At 72.9% G+C, this 17,448-nt stretch carries 16 protein-coding genes and 2 tRNA genes; 12 read left to right on the forward strand and 6 right to left on the reverse strand.

The features are described 5' to 3' along the window. The first annotated feature begins 115 nt into the window (after window positions 1–115). From IF89_RS0121085 to IF89_RS0121095, 3 genes are all read left to right on the forward strand, one after another. Window positions 116–1,063, forward strand: a complete 948-nt coding sequence (locus tag IF89_RS0121085; protein ID WP_030770267.1) for a hypothetical protein — start codon at window positions 116–118, stop codon at window positions 1,061–1,063. A gap of 73 nt (window positions 1,064–1,136) precedes the next feature. Next, window positions 1,137–2,681, forward strand: coding sequence for an APC family permease (locus IF89_RS0121090; protein ID WP_030770269.1), 1,545 nt, complete (start codon window positions 1,137–1,139; stop codon window positions 2,679–2,681). 208 nt (window positions 2,682–2,889) lie between these two features. Then, a complete protein-coding gene (locus tag IF89_RS0121095; RefSeq protein ID WP_030770271.1) occupies window positions 2,890–4,329 on the forward strand; it encodes an amino acid permease in 1,440 nt (479 codons plus the stop codon). Window positions 4,330–4,474: 145 nt separating this feature from the next. Here IF89_RS0121095 and IF89_RS0121100 read toward each other — a convergent pair. Both IF89_RS0121100 and IF89_RS0121105 read right to left on the reverse strand, forming a co-directional pair. After that, window positions 4,475–4,562, reverse strand: a tRNA-Leu gene (locus IF89_RS0121100). Between the two features lie 133 nt (window positions 4,563–4,695). Next, window positions 4,696–4,783: transfer RNA gene (locus IF89_RS0121105), tRNA-Leu, on the reverse strand. A gap of 173 nt (window positions 4,784–4,956) precedes the next feature. On the opposite strand from IF89_RS0121105, the gene IF89_RS0121110 reads away from it, so the two are divergent. From IF89_RS0121110 to IF89_RS46075, 3 genes are all read left to right on the forward strand, one after another. Further along, window positions 4,957–6,282, forward strand: coding sequence for a M20/M25/M40 family metallo-hydrolase (locus tag IF89_RS0121110; protein ID WP_030770274.1), 1,326 nt, complete (start codon window positions 4,957–4,959; stop codon window positions 6,280–6,282). Window positions 6,283–6,413: 131 nt separating this feature from the next. Next, window positions 6,414–6,647: a chaplin ChpH gene (gene chpH / locus IF89_RS0121115; protein ID WP_030770277.1), complete on the forward strand. Its 234-nt coding sequence runs from the start codon at window positions 6,414–6,416 to the stop codon at window positions 6,645–6,647. Window positions 6,648–6,853: 206 nt separating this feature from the next. After that, window positions 6,854–7,612 carry a chaplin gene (locus IF89_RS46075; protein WP_030770278.1) on the forward strand — a complete coding sequence of 253 codons (759 nt, stop codon included), beginning with the start codon at window positions 6,854–6,856 and terminating at the stop codon, window positions 7,610–7,612. A gap of 40 nt (window positions 7,613–7,652) precedes the next feature. On the opposite strand, the gene IF89_RS0121125 is transcribed toward IF89_RS46075, so the two are convergent. After that, window positions 7,653–7,841: a DUF5703 family protein gene (locus tag IF89_RS0121125; RefSeq protein ID WP_030770280.1), complete on the reverse strand. Its 189-nt coding sequence runs from the start codon at window positions 7,839–7,841 to the stop codon at window positions 7,653–7,655. A 47-nt stretch (window positions 7,842–7,888) separates the two neighbouring features. Here IF89_RS0121125 and IF89_RS0121130 point away from each other — a divergent pair, with 47 nt between their 5' ends. Beyond that, window positions 7,889–8,551, forward strand: coding sequence for a hypothetical protein (locus IF89_RS0121130; protein ID WP_030770283.1), 663 nt, complete (start codon window positions 7,889–7,891; stop codon window positions 8,549–8,551). An 82-nt stretch (window positions 8,552–8,633) separates the two neighbouring features. On the opposite strand, the gene IF89_RS0121135 is transcribed toward IF89_RS0121130, so the two are convergent. Beyond that, window positions 8,634–10,874: an ATP-binding domain-containing protein gene (locus IF89_RS0121135; RefSeq protein ID WP_078628428.1), complete on the reverse strand. Its 2,241-nt coding sequence runs from the start codon at window positions 10,872–10,874 to the stop codon at window positions 8,634–8,636. Then, window positions 10,871–11,854 carry an aldo/keto reductase gene (locus IF89_RS0121140; RefSeq protein ID WP_030770289.1) on the reverse strand — a complete coding sequence of 328 codons (984 nt, stop codon included), beginning with the start codon at window positions 11,852–11,854 and terminating at the stop codon, window positions 10,871–10,873. Before IF89_RS0121140 ends, IF89_RS0121135 begins: the two co-directional genes overlap by 4 nt. 100 nt (window positions 11,855–11,954) lie before the next feature. Between IF89_RS0121140 and IF89_RS0121145 the strand changes: the two genes are divergently transcribed. Both IF89_RS0121145 and IF89_RS0121150 read left to right on the forward strand, forming a co-directional pair. Next, window positions 11,955–13,004 carry an LLM class F420-dependent oxidoreductase gene (locus tag IF89_RS0121145; protein WP_030770292.1) on the forward strand — a complete coding sequence of 350 codons (1,050 nt, stop codon included), beginning with the start codon at window positions 11,955–11,957 and terminating at the stop codon, window positions 13,002–13,004. Window positions 13,005–13,246: 242 nt separating this feature from the next. After that, window positions 13,247–14,035: a hypothetical protein gene (locus IF89_RS0121150; RefSeq protein ID WP_030770294.1), complete on the forward strand. Its 789-nt coding sequence runs from the start codon at window positions 13,247–13,249 to the stop codon at window positions 14,033–14,035. A 6-nt stretch (window positions 14,036–14,041) separates the two neighbouring features. On the opposite strand, the gene IF89_RS0121155 is transcribed toward IF89_RS0121150, so the two are convergent. After that, entirely contained in the window at window positions 14,042–15,034 is a 993-nt protein-coding gene (locus IF89_RS0121155) for a magnesium and cobalt transport protein CorA (protein WP_030770297.1), read from the reverse strand. Window positions 15,035–15,099: 65 nt separating this feature from the next. Between IF89_RS0121155 and IF89_RS0121160 the strand changes: the two genes are divergently transcribed. The 3 genes from IF89_RS0121160 (at window position 15,100) to IF89_RS0121170 (ending at window position 17,298) form a co-directional block, all read left to right on the forward strand. Beyond that, window positions 15,100–15,819, forward strand: a complete 720-nt coding sequence (locus tag IF89_RS0121160; protein WP_030770300.1) for a histidine phosphatase family protein — start codon at window positions 15,100–15,102, stop codon at window positions 15,817–15,819. 76 nt (window positions 15,820–15,895) lie between these two features. Beyond that, a complete protein-coding gene (locus IF89_RS0121165; protein ID WP_030770303.1) occupies window positions 15,896–16,486 on the forward strand; it encodes a DUF3090 domain-containing protein in 591 nt (196 codons plus the stop codon). Beyond that, window positions 16,450–17,298 carry an SCO1664 family protein gene (locus IF89_RS0121170; RefSeq protein ID WP_030770306.1) on the forward strand — a complete coding sequence of 283 codons (849 nt, stop codon included), beginning with the start codon at window positions 16,450–16,452 and terminating at the stop codon, window positions 17,296–17,298. Before IF89_RS0121165 ends, IF89_RS0121170 begins: the two co-directional genes overlap by 37 nt. Window positions 17,299–17,448: the final 150 nt, after the last annotated feature.

The raw sequence follows: 17,448 nt of genomic DNA on the forward strand, positions 1-17,448 counted from the left end.
ACGGCCGCCACCGGCCTCCCGACCCGGCCGGACCGCCCGACCGGATCCCCGGCCGGACCGCCCCGATCCGACCCCCGACCTCTGTCCGCCCGCGTCCTGGAGGGAAACCCCGCGGATGTCCCCGCCTCCGCCGCCCCTCGGCCGCGCCCGCAAGCGGGACGCCCAGCTCTTCGACCCGGCCCTCTGCGACGCCGAACTGATCGACGTACGCGCCCAGTTCACCCAGGGGCGCTGGGCCCGGGTCCGTTCCCTCCTCGTCGGCACCGGCGACGACTGGGACCGCCGGGGCCACCGCGTCACCGTCCTCGCCCAGACCCCGGCGGCCACCGCCTGGGCCCGGGAGTGGCTGCTCGCCGAACCGGACAGCGCCGACGCCGCGACCCTGCTCGCCTGCGCCGCCGTCTTCGCCGCCCTGCGCCACAAGGGCACGCCGGCCGCCGCCGAGGAGGCCTGCCGCCGGGCCGCCGCACTGCTCCCCGACGACCCGACCCCGTGGCTCGGCCTGCTGCTGCTCTCCCGCGCCTTCGGCACGGAGGAGGAGTTCAGCCGCCACTTCGACCAGGTCCGGGCCCGCCACCGCGAGCACCACCACGCCCACCACCTCATGGTGGCGAAACTGGCCGAACGCACCCTCGCCCCGGGCCAGGACCCTCTCCACGAGGTCTACGACTTCGCCGCCTGGGCCGCCGAGGAATCCCCGGCCGACTCCCCGCTGGCCGTGCTCCCCGTCGTCGCGCACGCCGAGCGCTACCGCGTGCTCGCCGCCACGCACGGCCACACCCCCGAGGCGGCCGCCGCCCACTGGGCCGGCCGCCGCGCCCGCCAGGTCCTGCGCTCCGCCTTCGACTGGTGGCTGGAGTGGGAGCGCGAGGACCACCCCCGCAACCGGGTCGACCTGAACTTCCTCGCCCACGCCAAACTCTGCGAGGGCCGCCCCGCCGAGGCGGCCGCGCTCTTCCACCGCATCGGCAGCCACGCCACCCGCGCTCCCTGGTCCTATCCCGACCTGGACCCGCAGAAGGCCTTCCTCGCCGCACGCAACGTGGCACTGGGCACCGCCTGACCCCCACGCCCCACCCCCGCACCACCCCACCCATCCGCCCCCGAAAGAACCGCGCCCCCGAAAGGACGCCGCCATGCCGACGGGCAGATCCACCACGCTTCAGGAGCCGGCCGAGATACGCACCTACAAGGGCCAGGACCGCGCGCTGCGCGCCGACCGCCTCGGCACCGCCGGCCTGCTGCTCTCCGCACTCGCCGCGAGCGCCCCCCTCATGGTGGTCGCGGGTGTCATGCCCACGACCTTCGGGCTCATGGGCGTCGTCGGCCAGCCCCTGCTCTTCGTCATCCTCGGCCTCGTCCTCGCCCTGTTCAGCGTCGGCTACGCCGAGATGAGCCGCCACGTCCACAACGCCGGTGCCTTCTACGCCTACATCGCCCGCGGCCTCGGCCCCACCGCCGGCGTCGCCGCCTCGCTCGTCGCCCTCGTCGCGTACAGCGCCATGCAGGTCGGCGTCTACGGCATCCTCGGCTTCGAGATCTCCGGCCTCTTCGCCACCTACCTCGACACCGAGATCGCGTGGTGGATCCCCGCCCTGCTGGCGGTCGCCGCCACCGGCGCCCTCGGCTGGCTCAAGATCGACCTCAACGCCAAGGTCCTCGGCGTCCTCCTCCTGATCGAGTGCGCCCTGGTCGTCGTCTTCGACGCCGCCGCCCTCGCCCAGCCCGGCCCCGAAGGCCTCTCCCTCCACGCCTTCAACCCCGAGACCCTCAGCGGGGCCGGTCTCGGCACCGCCCTCTGCTTCTGCATCGCCGCCTTCGTCGGCTTCGAGCAGTCCCCGGTGTACGCCGAGGAGACCAGCAGGCCGCACATCGTCGTCTCCCGCGTGATGTTCCTCGCCGTCGGCTTCGTCGCCCTCTTCTTCGCCTTCAGCGCCTGGGCGCTCACCGTCGCCACCGGCCCCGGCGAGGTCGTCAGGACCGCCGGCGAAGCCGGTCCCGGCCTGCTCTTCCAGCTGACCGAGTCCCGGCTCGGCACCACCTTCACCGACGTCCTGCACGTCCTCTTCGTGACCGGCATGTTCGCCGCCATGCTCAGCTTCCACAACGTCGTCTCCCGCTACGCCTTCGCCATGGGCCGCGAGGGACTGCTCCCGGCCGCCTTCGGCCGCACCAACGCCGGCACCGGCGCCCCCGCCACCGGCTCGCTCCTGCAGACCGGCATCGCGACCCTCGTCGTCCTCGCCTTCGCCGTCACCGACGACCTGCCCGCCGGCGACCCCACCGCCCCCGTCCTGCACCTGTTCACCTGGATGGGCAGTGTCGGCGCCCTCGGTGTGACACTCCTCATGGCCGCCGCCTCCTTCGCGGTGATCGCCTTCTTCGTGCGCCGCGGCACCGCCGGCGCCCAGGTCTGGCGCCTCGTCGCCGCCGGCGCCGCCGGCCTGGCCCTGCTCGGCATCGCCGCCTACACCGTCAAGGACTTCGGCGTCCTCGTCGGCGCCGAGAAGGGCTCCGCACTCAGCTGGGTCCTGCCCGGCATCATCGCCGCCGCCGCAGTGGCCGGACTGCTGTACGGGGCCTTCCTGCGGCGCAACCGCCCCGACGTCCACGCCCGCATCGGCCTCGGCAACGAAGCCTTCCGTCTGGATCAGGTGGCGGAGGCCACACCCGGCGACTGAGCCCTTTTCCCAGGCTGCGCCCGGCCCCCGGCGACCGTTTCCAAGGTCGTCGGGGGCTCGCGCGTTCAAGGTCGATTTTGGCGGCCGGCCGAGCCTCGTGGTCTCCTGGGTCGATCAAAACACCCGGAACGCGCCACAGAGGACACCACCCAGCTCCTCTGCGCGGCGCTCCGGGCTGCCTGTCCCACCCACGAAGGCGAAGTCATACATGAGTGACCGCACCTTGACCGAGGCACCCGCCCCGGCGTCCTCCCGCCATGTCGACGCCGGTGACGAGGGCTACAGCAAGGACCTGAAGTCCCGCCACATCAACATGATCGCGATCGGCGGGGCGATAGGCACCGGCCTGTTCCTCGGCGCCGGCGGCCGCCTCGCCGGAGCCGGCCCCTCCCTCGCGATCGCCTACGCGGTCTGCGGCGTCTTCGCCTTCTTCGTCGTCCGGGCCCTCGGCGAGCTCGTCCTCTACCGGCCCTCCTCCGGTGCCTTCGTCTCCTACGCCCGCGAGTTCATGGGCGAGAAGGGCGCCTACACGGCCGGCTGGCTGTACTTCCTGAACTGGTCCACCACCACCGTGGCGGACATCACGGCCGCCGCCGTGTTCGCCCACTACTGGTCGGCGTTCACCGACGTGCCCCAGTGGGTCCTCGCCTTCATCGCCCTCGCCATCGTCCTCACCGCGAACCTGATCTCGGTGAAGTACTTCGGCGAGATGGAGTTCTGGTTCGCGATCGTCAAGGTCGGCGCCCTGGTGATCTTCATGGCGGTCGCCATCTACCTGGTCGCCACCAGCCACCCGATCGACGGCCACACTCCCGGCCTCGCGACGATCACCGACAACGGCGGCCTCTTCCCCTCCGGCGTCATCCCGATGCTCATGGTGGTCCAGGGCGTCGTCTTCGCGTACGCCTCCGTCGAGCTGTGCGGCGTCGCCGCGGGCGAGACCGAGAACCCGGAGAAGATCATGCCGAAGGCGATCAACTCCATCATGTGGCGCGTCGGCGTCTTCTACGTCGGCTCGGTCGTCCTGCTGGCCCTGCTGCTCCCGTACACGGCCTACTCCGCCGACCAGTCCCCGTTCGTGACGGTCTTCGACAAGCTGGGCATCCCCGGCACCGCGGGCATCATGAACCTGGTCGTCCTGACCGCCGCCCTCTCCTCGCTGAACTCCGGCCTGTACTCCACCGGCCGCATCCTGCGCTCGATGGCCCTCTCCGGCTCCGCCCCGAAGTTCACCGGTGTCATGAACAAGGGCAAGGTGCCCTACGGCGGCGTCCTGTTCACCGCCGCCTTCGGCGTCGCCGGCGTCGGCCTGAACTACTGGATGCCCGGCGAGGCCTTCGAGATCGTCCTCAACCTCGCCTCCATCGGCATCCTCGGCACGTGGGGCATGGTCATGCTCTGCTCGCTCTTCTTCTGGCACCGCTCGAAGAACGGCCTGGTCACCCGCCCGTCCTACCGCCTGCCCTGGGCCCCGTACACCCAGATCGTGACCCTGCTCTTCCTGGCCACGGTCCTGGTCCTCATGTGGAGCGACGGCGGCGTCGGCCGCACCACGGTCATGCTCCTCCCGGCCATCGCCGCCGCCCTCGTCGGCGGCTGGTTCCTGGTCCGCGGCCGAGTGGCCGCCATGTCGTCCCCCCGCGACTGACGCCGCCCAGGACGCCACGAGACCCCCGCACCGTTCCGGTGCGGGGGTCTCGCCGCTTCTCGACGGACACCCGCCGTCCCGGCACCGCATCAGGTCCGCGGACATGCGAAAGGCCGGTCAGGGAGTTCCTGACCGGCCTTTGCCGTGGTGTCCGAGGGGGGACTTGAACCCCCACGCCCGATAAAGGGCACTAGCACCTCAAGCTAGCGCGTCTGCCATTCCGCCACCCGGACCGGGTGTGTGTCCTGCGGCCTCGCGGGCCGTTGCGACGAGCGAAACACTACCAAACATTCCGGGGTCGCCGCCGCCGTCGGCGGCCCGGTCCCGGGAACGCGGAAGGACCCCGCCGCAGCGGGGTCCTTCCGTTGGTGTCCGAGGGGGGACTTGAACCCCCACGCCCGATAAAGGGCACTAGCACCTCAAGCTAGCGCGTCTGCCATTCCGCCACCCGGACCGGGTGTGTGCCCTCCGGCCCTCGCGGGCCGTTGCGACAGGGAAAACACTACCGCACGGCCGGGGCCCCCGATCACACCCCCCGTACGGCCGGGGATCGCCCTTGGGGAGAGCGGCCCCGGGGCGCGAGGATGGGAGCGTTCGGTACTGAGTGGATCAGTGGGAGGAAGCAGCGTGAGCGAGTCGAGCGCGGGCAGGACCGTATCCGGCGAGGACGAGGTCGTCGACCTCTGCCGGGACCTCATCCGGATCGACACCAGCAACTACGGCGACCACTCGGGCCCCGGTGAGCGCAAGGCGGCGGAGTGGGTCGCCGAGAAGCTCGCCGAGGTCGGGCTGGAGCCGCAGATCTTCGAATCGCACAAGGGCCGTGCCTCCACGGTGGCGCGGATCGAGGGGGAGGACCCCTCGCGGCCCGCGCTGCTGATCCACGGGCACACCGACGTGGTTCCGGCCAATGCCGCGGACTGGACGCACGACCCGTTCTCGGGCGAGATCGCCGACGGCTGCGTATGGGGCCGAGGCGCCGTCGACATGAAGGACATGGACGCGATGACGCTGGCCGTCGTCCGCGACCGGATGCGCAGCGGCCGCAAGCCCCCGCGGGACATCGTCCTGGCCTTCCTCGCCGACGAGGAGGCGGGCGGTATCTACGGCGCCCGGTACCTCGTCGACAAGCACCCGGGGCTGTTCGAGGGCGTCACGGAGGCGATCGGCGAGGTCGGCGGCTTCTCCTTCACCGTGAACGAGAACCTCCGCCTCTACCTCGTGGAGACCGCCCAGAAGGGCATGCACTGGATGCGGCTCACGGTCGAGGGCACCGCCGGCCACGGCTCCATGACCAACAACGACAACGCGATCACCGAGTTGTGCGAGGCCGTGGGTCGGCTCGGCCGCCACCAGTGGCCGGTGCGCGTGACCAAGACCGTACGGTCCTTCCTGGACGAGCTCTCGGACGCGCTGGGCACCCCGCTGGACCCGGACGACATGGACGCCACGCTGGCCAAGCTCGGCGGCATCGCCAAGATGGTCGGCGCGACCCTGCGGAACTCGGCCGCCCCGACGATGCTCGGCGCCGGCTACAAGGTCAACGTCATCCCGGGCCAGGCCACCGCCCACGTCGACGGCCGCTTCCTGCCGGGCTACGAGGAGGAGTTCTTCGCCGACCTGGACCGCATCCTCGGCCCCCGGGTGAAGCGGGAGGACGTGCACGGCGACAAGGCGCTGGAGACGGACTTCGACGGCCGACTGGTCGAGGCGATGCAGGGCGCCCTGACGGCGGAGGACCCGATCGCGCGCGCGGTCCCGTACACGCTGTCGGGCGGCACGGACGCCAAGTCCTTCGACGACCTCGGCATCCGCTGCTTCGGCTTCGCCCCGCTGCAGCTGCCGCCGGAGCTGGACTTCGCCGGCATGTTCCACGGCGTGGACGAGCGGGTTCCGGTGGACGGGCTGAAGTTCGGCGTGCGGGTGCTGGACCGGTTCATCGACAACGCGTGACATTCGAGAAGGTGTGCGCATTCCACTGAGAAGAGTGAATGCACTCATACGCTCGTAGCCCCGGTGATCCTTCCTCGTTACAGGTGATGCGGTCCGCGGCTGGGACCGCACATTGCCTACTAGGAGGAACAATGCTCAAGAAGGTTGTCGCCGCTGCGGCTGCCACCGGTGGTCTGGTTCTCGCGGGTGCCGGCATGGCCGTCGCGGACGCGGGTGCCCAGGGTGCGGCCATCGGCTCCCCGGGTGTCCTGTCCGGCAACGTCGTCCAGGTCCCGGTCCACATCCCGGTCAACGTCTGCGGCAACACCGTGAACGTCATCGGCCTGCTGAACCCGGCCTTCGGCAACACCTGCGTCAACGCCTGACGCATCTGAAGTCTTCGGCCCCGGACGCACTCCAGCGTTCCGGGGCCACCGGCCTTTTACGGCCCGGAAAACCACTTTTTCGGCGTACCAGGCGGGGGAGCCTGGCCGGCCGGAGCGCCGAGGGCGCACCGGCCGGACACGTACACACCAGGGGACGAGTACAGATGCGACGACCGGCACAGGTCACCAGGAAGACCCTGTTCACCATGGCTGCCGCGGGGGGTGTCCTCGCGTTGGCCGGGGGCCACGCGCACGCGGATTCCGCCGCTACGGGGCATGCGAAGAACTCTCCGGGCCTGCTGTCCGGGAACACCGTGCAGGCGCCCGTGGAGGCGCCGGTGAACGTCTGCGGGAACAGCGTGACGGTGGTGGGAGGCCTCAACCCGGCCTTCGGCAACCACTGCGCCAACGGCTCCGGACCCACCGAGCCGGGTAACCCGGGCAACCCCGGCAACCCCGGTAACCCCGGTAACCCCGGTAACCCCGGTAACCCGGGCACTCCTGGAAACCCCGGGAGCCCCGGCAACCCGGGCCATCCGGGCGACGATGAACCGTGCGACGACCACCCCGGTAACCCGGGCAACCCCGGTAACCCGGGCAACCCCGGTAACCCGGGCAACCCCGGTAACCCGGGCAACCCCGGTAACCCGGGCAACCCCGGGAACCCGGGCAACCCCGGGAACCCGGGCAACCCCGGGAACCCGGGCACTCCTGGGAATCCGGGCAACCCCGGCAACCCCGGGACCCCAAGCACTCCTGGGAACCCCGGCAACCCGGGCACCCCCGGCGCCCCGGGTACCGGTACGGGCACCCCCGTCACCCACCCCGGCACGGGACCCGGCACGGGGCCGCAGCTCGCCGCCACCGGTTCCGGCGACGTCCTGACGGCCGGCCTCCCGGTCGCGGGCGGCCTGCTGCTCGCCGGTACGGTGCTCTACCGGCGGGCCCGGGCCAACGCCGCCTGACGGTCGCTCACCACGCGGGCCCCGCCCCCGGGGCCCGCGTTCACCAGGTGGCGCGGACCTGGCGGATGATCCGGCGGCGCAGCCGCACGCGGCGGCTGCCGTCCCGGTGCAGGCTCAGCCGGTCGATCTCCCAGTTCCCGTACTCGGCATGGTCGGTCAGCAGGCGGGTCGCCTCCTTGCGAGGAACCCCGCGGGGCACGTACACGTCGATGAATTCGTATTCCGGCATCGCATCTATTGTGCGGGCACGGGCCTGCTACGGATAGCGTCTGCTCCATGTCTGATGCCGCTCTGCCCACTGTTGCCGAGGTCCGCGCCGCCGCCGAGGCGGTCAAGGCCGCGCTCGACCGCCACCTTGCCGCGGTCGAGCGCAGGACCGGGGACGAGGATCCGGACGTCTACGCCGCCTTCAACGAACTCGCCGCCGCCGCCGAGGAGTACGACGAACTCCTCTACGACCGCTACGACGAGGTCACCCCCTTCGAGATCCCGACGCCCGAGGACGGCGTCCCGTACACCGGTCCCGCCGAACCCGCCGCCTTCAGCGTCCTCATCCGCCGCGACTACGCCGTCGTCGAACCGGCGCGGCTGATCGCCCAGGCCGAACGGGTCGCCGCCCACGACCGGGACGCCGACTTCGGCCACGACGGCGGCACCGCCGACGCCCTCGGCGTCCTCTACGGGGAGTACGAGCCCGACGAGATCGCCTCCCGCTCCAAGGACTTCGGGCTGGAGGAGGGTGACTCCACGCTGTGGATCGCCACCGCGGAGGAGATGGCCGAACCGGGGGAGTGGCTGGGCTCGCCCTTCGGGCACATCGATCCGCAGGACGTGCTGCACCGGTTCGACGTCAGCTCCGTCTTCGACGAGGAGCCCGACGCGTTCGACGACGCCGACGACGAGGACGAGACCGCCCGGCGGGGACTGACCCCCGCCTGACCTCCGCCCCGTTGCCGGACACCGCGGCCCCCACGCCACCGGGCGGCGGGCCGCGGTGTCCGGCGCTGCCGGCCTCCCGCCGCTACGGCTCGGACTGCTCGCTCGCGGCCGCGAGCCCCTTCAGCAGTCCCGTCAGCCGCGTCGTACGCGGCTTCGGGAGCACTTCGGAGACCGCCCGCGCCAGCGCCTGGTCCACCCCGTGCACCACCGACAGGTGCCGCTCGGCCCGTCCGAACGCCGTGTAGACCCAGTCCCGCGACAGCGCCGGCGCCGCATCACCCGGCAGGACGACGACCACCGCCGGCCACCGCGCCCCCACCGCCTGGTGCGCTGTCACCGCCCAGCCGTGCCGCACCTGGGACTCGACGAGCTCCTTCGCCACGACGACCCGCGCGCCCCCGCGGTCCAGGTGCAGCCCCTCCGCATCGGCCGACACCACGCGCGCCGGCAGGGCCCGCCCCGGCGACGGCACATAAACCACCCGGTCGCCGGGGTCGAAGCCCCCGAACCGGCCCGGGCCGGGATTGAGCCGCTCCTTCAGCGCGGCGTTCAACGCCCGCGTCCCCGCCGAGCCGCCGTGCCCCGGGGTGATCACCTGCACGCTGTCCGCCGGGATCCCGAAGGCCCGCGGCACCGACTCCGCCACCAGCTGCACCGCCCGGTGCACGGCCTCCCCGGCGTCCTGCACCGGGACGATGACGACCTCCTTGCCGGGAGCGTCGACCTGGTTCAGCTCACCGATCCCCACGCCGGAGACGAGCTCGCCGAGGGGACCCGGGTCCGGGGTGCGGGAGACCAGCTGGGGGCAGGTACGCGCCGCCAGCACATCGCCGAACACCCGGCCCGCCCCCGCGGAGCCGAGCACCCCGGGATCGCCGGACAGGACCAGCCGGGCCCCGTCCCGGACGCCTTCGACCAGCGCCGCCGCGCTCTCCACGTCCAGCTGCGGCGCGTCCAGCACGACCAGCAGGTCCAGCTCGAACTGCCCGTCCGCGTCGCGCGGCGGCCCCTCCCGGCCGGACAGCAGCCCGGCCACCGTCACCAGGTCGTCCGGGCCGTCGGGCGCATGCGCGGCGACGCAGACGCGCAGACCCAGCTCACGGGCCGCCGCGGCCAGGGCGAGCGGTTCGGCCCGGGCGGCCTCCCCACCCGTGTGGGCGACCAGCCCGTGGGCGGCGACCGCGCGGATCAGCTCGGCGCAGGACCGGTCCGGCGCGGCCGCGGCGGCCTGCTCCCAGTCCGCCGGGCCCTCGAAGGTGCCGGCCAGCCGGGCCAGACCGTCGGCCAGGCTCTCCTCGGCCATCGCGGCGCCCTCCAGGCCCACCAGGATCCGTACCGGCTGCTCCTCACCCTCCTCCGCCGCGGGCGCGTCGCCGAGCGGCTCGTGGAAGACCAGGACCGACGCCTCCGCGATCGAGTGCTCCAGCGCCGCGGCCGGATCCGGCACGCCGTACTGGGCCAGGGCCTTCTCCAGGACCGGAGCCTCCAGTGCGGTGTGCCCCTTCACGCCCGCCTGGGCCAGCAGCCAGCCCACCAGGACGGTCGTGCGTCGCTCGTCCCCGGGAGCGGCCGCCGGTCCCAGCAGGGCGCGGGCGAAGCCGTCCGCCTGCGTCGGGCGTACGGCGGGGACCGCCAGAAGCCGCCACGGGTTCTGCGCGAGCTCCTGCGCGGCGCCGTCGCCGAGGGCCGTCGCGACCGGCGCGGCGAGCGACTCGGGCGCGCCGCCCCGGGCCAGGACGGCCCGTACGGCCTCCACGGCCTCGGCGGAGGGGGCGGCTGCCGGCGCAGGGGTGGGGGCGGGGGCGGTCGGGCGCGGCGGTGGGGGAGCGGGGGCCGCCTTGCGGGGCGCGGCGGGAGCGTCGTCGAAATAGGCGGTGGAGGGCTTCGCGCCGCTCTCCACGGCCCGTACGGCCGCCAGCAGGTCGGCGGCTTTCCCGCTGAGCTTCGCCCCGGCCTCGACGGGCGCGTCCCGCTCGGCCTTGCGCCGGGCGATCCGCTCCCGCTCGACCCGCTGCGCGGCGAGCTCGGCCTGTGCCTCGCTGATCCCCCCGCCGGGTTCCTGCGCCTCGCCGGCTGCGCCGCCCGGGTCGGCCTGTGCTTGCGTAGCCCTGCCGTCCTCACCGCCGTGCGCGGGTGCCTCGGGGGCGCCCGGTGCCGGCCGTTCCCCCTCCGGGGCGTCGGCCGAGGGGGCGGGGTCGGCGGCTTCGCCGTGCGGCGGGAGGGCGCCGGCGGACTGGTCGTGAGGCGTGGCCGGATCGGCCCCGGGGCCGGTCGGGGCCTCCGCGGCGGCGGGGGCGGCTTCGGCCTGACGGTCCGTGCTCACAGCGTGCTCCAGTCCTGATCGGGATAGCGGTGCTCCGGTGCCGACACGTCGTCCAACGCCCGGCAGATCTCCTCGGGAAGACTAAGCGCCTCCACCGACAACGCCGCCGCCAGCTGCGCCGATGTCCGCGCGCCGACGATCGGCGCGACGACCCCCGGCCGGTCCCGGACCCACGCCAGAGCCACCTGGAGCGGGGTCACGGCCAGCCCCTGCGCCGCCGTCACCACCGCATCCACGATGCGGCCCGCCGCGTCGTCGAGGTACGGGTCCACCAGCGCGGCCAGGGACTCCGAGGCGCCCCGGGAGTCGGCCGGGGTGCCCTCCCGGTACTTGCCGGTCAGCACTCCGCGCCCCAGCGGGGAGGACGGCAGCAGCCCCACGCCCAGGTCCCGCGCGGCCGGCAGCACCTCCCTCTCCACCCCGCGCTGGAGCAGTGAGTACTCCATCTGCGTCGAGGCGATCCGGGTCCGTACCCCGGGGGCCGCCAGCTGCCAGGTCGCCGCCTTCGCCAGCTGCCAGCCGCAGAAGCCCGCCACGCCCGCGTACCGGGCCCGGCCGCTGCTCACCGCCAGGTCCAGGGCCTGCAGGGTCTCCTCCACCGGGGTCGCCGGATCGAAGGCGTGCACCTGCCAGAGGTCGACGTAGTCGGTGCCCAGCCGGTCCAGCGAGTCGTCCAGCGCCGCGAGCAGATGGCCGCGCGAGCCGTCGAAGCGCCGGCAGGGGCCGGGCACGCTGCCGGCCTTGGTCGCGATCACCAGGTCCCGGCGCGGTACGAGCCCGCCCACCAACTGCCCGAGGAGGTACTCCGCCTCACCGCCGCCGTACACGTCGGCGGTGTCGACGAGGGTGCCGCCCGCCTCCCAGAACGTCTTCACCTGTTCGGCGGCGGCTTCCTCGCCGGTGTCGCGGCCCCAGGTGAGGGTGCCGAGGCCGATCCGGGAGACGCGCAGTCCGGTGCGGCCGAGATGCCTCTGCTCCATGAGCGCTGAGACTACTGGGGCGCTGACGCGGAGCACTCGGGCGCGCTACAGTCCCCGCACATCAACGTTACTGATCGGTACACCGGTAAGGGGACGACACATGCGGCTCGGCATCAATCTCGGTTATTGGGGCGCGGGCATGGACGCCGACAACCTCGCAGTGGCCCAGGAGGCCGACCGGCTCGGCTACGACGTCTGCTGGGCCGCGGAGGCCTACGGCTCCGACGCCCCGACCGTCCTCGCCTGGGTCGCCGCCCAGACCGAGCGCATCGACGTCGGCTCGGCGATCCTCCAGATCCCCGCCCGGCAGCCCGCCATGACCGCGATGACCGCGGCCACCCTGGACTCGCTGACCAAGGGCCGCTTCCGCCTCGGCCTCGGCGTCTCCGGACCGCAGGTCTCCGAGGGCTGGTACGGCGTCAAGTTCGACAAGCCGCTCGCCCGCACCCGCGAGTACGTGGAGATCGTCCGCAAGGCCATGTCCCGCGAGCGGCTGAGCTACGAGGGCGAGCACTGGACGCTGCCGCTGCCCGGCGGCCCGGGCAAGCCGATCAAGCTGACCGTGCACCCGGAGCGCGAGCACATCCCGCTCTACATCGCCGCCATCGGACCCAAGAACCTGGAGCAGACCGGCGAGATCGCCGACGGCGCCCTGCTGATCTTCCCGGCGGCCGAGCACCTGGAGGCCACCGCACTCACCCACATCCGAGCGGGCCGCGAGAAGGCCGGGCTGACCATGGACGGCTTCGACGTCTGCCCGACCGTGCCGCTGGCCCTCGGCGACGACGTGACCGCCCTCGCCGACATGTTCCGCCCCTACACCGCCCTCTACGTGGGCGGCATGGGCAGCCGGAAGCAGAACTTCTACAACCAGCTCGCCCAGCGCATGGGCTACGAGAAGGAAGCCGCCGAGATCCAGGACAAGTACCTGGCCGGTGACAAGAACGGCGCGGCCGAGGCCGTCCCGCACTCGCTCATCGACTCCACGACACTGCTCGGCCCGGTCGAGCGGATCGCCGACGGAATGCGCGCCTACGCCGAGGCCGGGGTCACCACCCTCACGCTGGCCCCGGCCGGCTTCACCCTCGACGAGCGGATCGCCGCCCTGCGCGCCGGCACGGAGGCCCTGGAGCGCGCCGGCCTCGCCTGAACCGCCCGGGGTGACCCGGACGGCTGGGGCGCGTGGACGGCGAGCCGGCCCGCGCACGCCCTCGGGAGTTCTGCGGCCGTGGTGGGGGCTCGGGGGGTCTTCCCCGCCACGGCCGACACAGCAGACAACGTGCCGGACGTCCCCGGGGTTACGCGCGGCGGCCCGGCCGGAGGTTCGTTCATTCGGACGAGTCGTGCCACTCCTCGGTTGCCCGCCCCGCGGGCCGGCGTTTGACTCGTTCCATGCTCTCTGCCCGCAGCCTGTTCCAGGAGATCGTCGACAACGACGACTCCTTCCAGCTGTTCTGCTCCATCGCCGCCAGCGGGGAAGCCCAGGGCGGATGGGAGAACGCGCGTATCGCCGCCCTCGTCCCGGACGGCATGCGCGACCTCGCACCCAAGATCACCCGGCACGGAGCCGACGAGGACAAGCACGGCCGGATCTTCCACGCCCTGCTCCGCAGACGCGGCCTGGAGGCGGTCCCCGTGCCGCCCGAGACGGACTACACGATGCTGCTGGAGCGCCGCGGCATCGGGCTCGCGCACGACAAGCTGCGCCGCGAGGAGGCGCTGAGCGAGGAGGACATCGTCGTCTACCTCGCGCACAGCCGCGTCACCGAACAGCGCGCCGCCGACCAGATGGACATGCTGGTCGGGTACTTCGGCGACCACCCCGAAGTGGGCAGGGCCCTCCGCATGATCAGCAACGACGAGGACAACCACCTCGCCTACTGCCACGAGGAACTGCTGCGGCTGGCCCGCACCGGCCACGGCCGGACCATCCAGCGGGTGCTGCGCGAGAGCGCCCTCGCCGAGATCGCCGTCCACCGCGACGTCAGCCTCGCCGTCATGGACCACATGGGGCGGCTGCTGAACTGGCCCGCACCCAAGGCGGCGCTGCTCGCCGCCGGCATCCGCGCGACGTACGCGTACGAGCGCTTCAGCGGCTGGCACCGGATGGTCCGGCTGGCCATGCCCGCACGGCGCGACGCCCTCGGCGGCGCGCCGGTCACCGCCCCCGGATTCGCGTAGGGGGTGTCAGAGCCAGCCGCGGCGCTTGAACAGCCGGTGCAGGCCCAGGCAGGCGCCCGCCATGAGCAGCAGGACCCCCGGATAGCCCCACCACCGGTGGAGTTCCGGCATGTGGTCGAAATTCATGCCGTAGATCCCCGCGACCATCGTCGGGACGGCCGCGATCGCCGCCCACGCCGAGATCTTCCGCACGTCGTCGTTCTGCCGCAGACCCGTCTGCGCGAGGTGCGCCGACAGGGCGTCCGACAGCAGCCGGTCCAGGCCCTCGATGTACTCGCTCGCCCTGGTCAGGTGGTCGGCGACGTCACGGAAGAACGGCTGGGCGTGCGCGTGGACGAAGGGCACCTCCCCGAAGGCGAGCCGGTCCATCGGCGCCAGCAGCGGGTTCGTGGCCCGCCGGAACTCCAGCACCTGCCGCTTGAACCCGTAGATCCGGGCTGCGGTGTTCTTGGCGTCCGGGGCGTGCGGGGCGAAGACCTCGGCCTCCAGCTCCTCCAGGTCCGCCTGGAGCTCGGCCGCCACCTCGATGTAGTGGTCCACCACCGCGTCCGACACCGCGTACAGCACCGCCGTCGGGCCGTGCCGCAGCACCTCCGGCTCCTGCTCCAGCCGCCGGCGCACCGCCGCCAGCGGGGCCCCCGCGCCGTGCCGGACCGTGACGACGAAGGAGTCGCCGATGAACAGCATCAGCTCGCCCGTGGAGACCGTGTCCGTGTCCTCCGCGTAGAGCACCGGCTTCAGCACCACGAACAGCGAATCGTCGTACACCTCCAGCTTGGGGCGCTGGTGGGCGTTGAGCGCGTCCTCCACCGCCAGCGGGTGCAGGCCGAACTCGCGGCGCACATGATCGAACTCCTCCTCCGTGGGCTCGTACGTGCCGACCCACACGAAGGCGTCACCGCTCGCACGGGCCTCGTCCAGGGCGTCGGAGAAGTCCTCCGGGCCCTCGGAGCGGCGGCCGTCCCGGTACATCGCGCAGTCGACAATCACGCCGAACATTCTCCCCCGCCCCCGACCGGCCCGCACCGTCCCGCACCCCGCCCGCACCGCCTACGCTGGCCCCCATGGCCACGCTGATCCTCGTACGACACGGGCGGTCCACCGCCAACACCGCAGGGCTGCTCGCCGGATGGACCCCCGGCGTGGCCCTCGACGAGCGCGGCGCCGAGCAGGCCGCCGCGCTCCCCGGCCGCCTCGCGGGCGTGCCGCTCGCCGCCGCCGTCACCAGCCCGCTGCAACGCTGCCGCGAGACCCTCGCCCCCCTGCTGGCCGCGCGGCCCGAGCTGGAACTGCACACGGACGAGCGGATCGGCGAATGCCACTACGGCGACTGGTCCGGGCGCAAACTGTCCGAACTCTCCGAAGAACCCCTGATGAAGGTCGTGCAGCAGCACCCGTCGGCAGCCGCCTTCCCGGGCGGCGAGTCCATGCGGGCCATGCAGGCGCGCGCCGTGGACGCCGTACGCGACTGGAACACGCGGATCGAGGAGCGGGACGGCAGCGACGCCGTCTTCCTCATGTGCTCCCACGGCGACATCATCAAGTCCCTTGTCGCGGACGCCCTGGGCATGCACCTGGACCTCTTCCAGCGCATCCACGTCGACCCCTGCTCCGTGACGGCCATCCGCTACACGCCGACCCGGCCCTTCGTGTTCCGCCTCGGCGACACCGGAGACTTCGGCTCCCTCGTGCGGCGACCGGCCGCCCCCGAGCCCATCGCCTCCGACAAGGACGCGGAGGACACCGGGAACGCGGTCGTGGGTGGCGGCGCGGGCGCGGCGTGATCGCACGGCGCAGTAGGGTGGACGGGCCCACACAAGGGCGCAGACCCGCCCCGCCGCCGAGACTTGGAGACTGGACGTGCCCCGTCAGGTGTTCCTCTACGACCCGCCGGACCGCTTCGTGGCCGGCACGGTCGGCTTGCCGGGACGCCGTACGTTCTTCCTGCAGGCCTCCGCCGGCCCCCGCGTCACCAGCGTGTCCCTGGAGAAGACCCAGGTCGCCGCACTCGCAGAGCGGATGGACGAGCTGCTGGACGAGGTCGTACGGCGGACCGGGGGAAACGCCCCGGTCCCGGCCGTGGCCCCCGTCGAGGCCGCCGACACCGCTCCGCTGGACGTCCCCGTCGAGGAGGAGTTCCGCGTCGGCACCATGGCCCTGGCCTGGGACGGCGAGGAACAGCGGATGATCGTCGAGGCCCAGGCCCTGGTGGAACTCGACGCCGAGTCCGACGAGGACCTCGCCGAGGCGGAGGAGCGGCTGCTCCAGGACGAGGAGAACGGCCCGCCGATGCTGCGGGTCCGCCTCACCGGCGCCCAGGCCCGCGCCTTCGCCAAGCGCGCCCTGGACGTGGTCAACGCCGGCCGCCCGCCGTGTCCGCTGTGCAGCCTGCCGCTGGACCCGGAGGGCCACGTGTGCCCGCGCCAGAACGGCTACCGGCGCCAGGCGTGACCGGGCAGGGGGACATGGAGGAACTGCTCGCCCGGGGCGAGCTGACCATCGTGGGCCGCATCCGCGAGGCGTCCAACGCGGTCCTGCTCTGCACCGTCACCCACGACGGCGTGAGCACCGACTGCGTCTACAAGCCGGTCAAGGGGGAGCGGCCCCTGTGGGACTTCCCCGACGGCAGCCTCGCCCAGCGGGAGGTCGCCGCCTACCTGGTCTCCGAGGCCACCGGCTGGGGCCTGGTGCCCGCCACCGTGCTGCGCGACGGACCCTACGGGGAGGGCATGGTCCAGCAGTGGATCGAGGCCCGGCAGCCGCAGGAGGACTCCCCGGAGGAAGGGCTCCTCGCGCTCGTCGACGGCGAGGAGGCCGGTGAGGGCTGGAAGCCCGTGGCCTTCGCCCAGGTCGAGGAAGGCCGCACCGCGCTGCTCGTGCACGCCGACGACCCGAGGCTGCGCCGGCTCTCCGTGCTCGACGCCGTGATCAACAACGGCGACCGCAAGGGAGGGCACCTGCTGCCCGCGCCCGACGGACGGATCTACGCCATCGACCACGGCGTGACCTTCCACACCGAGGACAAGTTGCGCACCCTGCTGTGGGGCTGGGCGGGAGAGCCGCTGACGCACGAGGCCCGCGAGGCCCTCGCCGCGCTGGCCGCGGAGCTGGCCGACGGCGCCCCCCTCGCCACCCGGCTGGCCGAACTGATCACGGCGGCCGAGCTGGCCGCCGTACGGGAGCGGGTGGCGCACATGCTGCGCACCGGAACGCACCCGCTGCCCTCCGGGCAGTGGCCGTCCATCCCCTGGCCGCCGGTCTGAACGGGCCTTCGGCCGGGCAGGCGGGCAGCAGGGGGGTGGGGTGGGTGGCAGGGCAGGCGACAGGCAGCGGGCAGCAGGCAGTAGGCAGCACAGACCCGGCCGGGCCGCAAGAGTGCCGATCAGGACAACAGTGCAGGTCCAGTTCGTTAC

It is taken from the genome of Streptomyces sp. NRRL F-2664 (genome assembly GCF_000719345.1).
Taxonomy (GTDB): Bacteria; Actinomycetota; Actinomycetes; order Streptomycetales; family Streptomycetaceae; genus Streptomyces.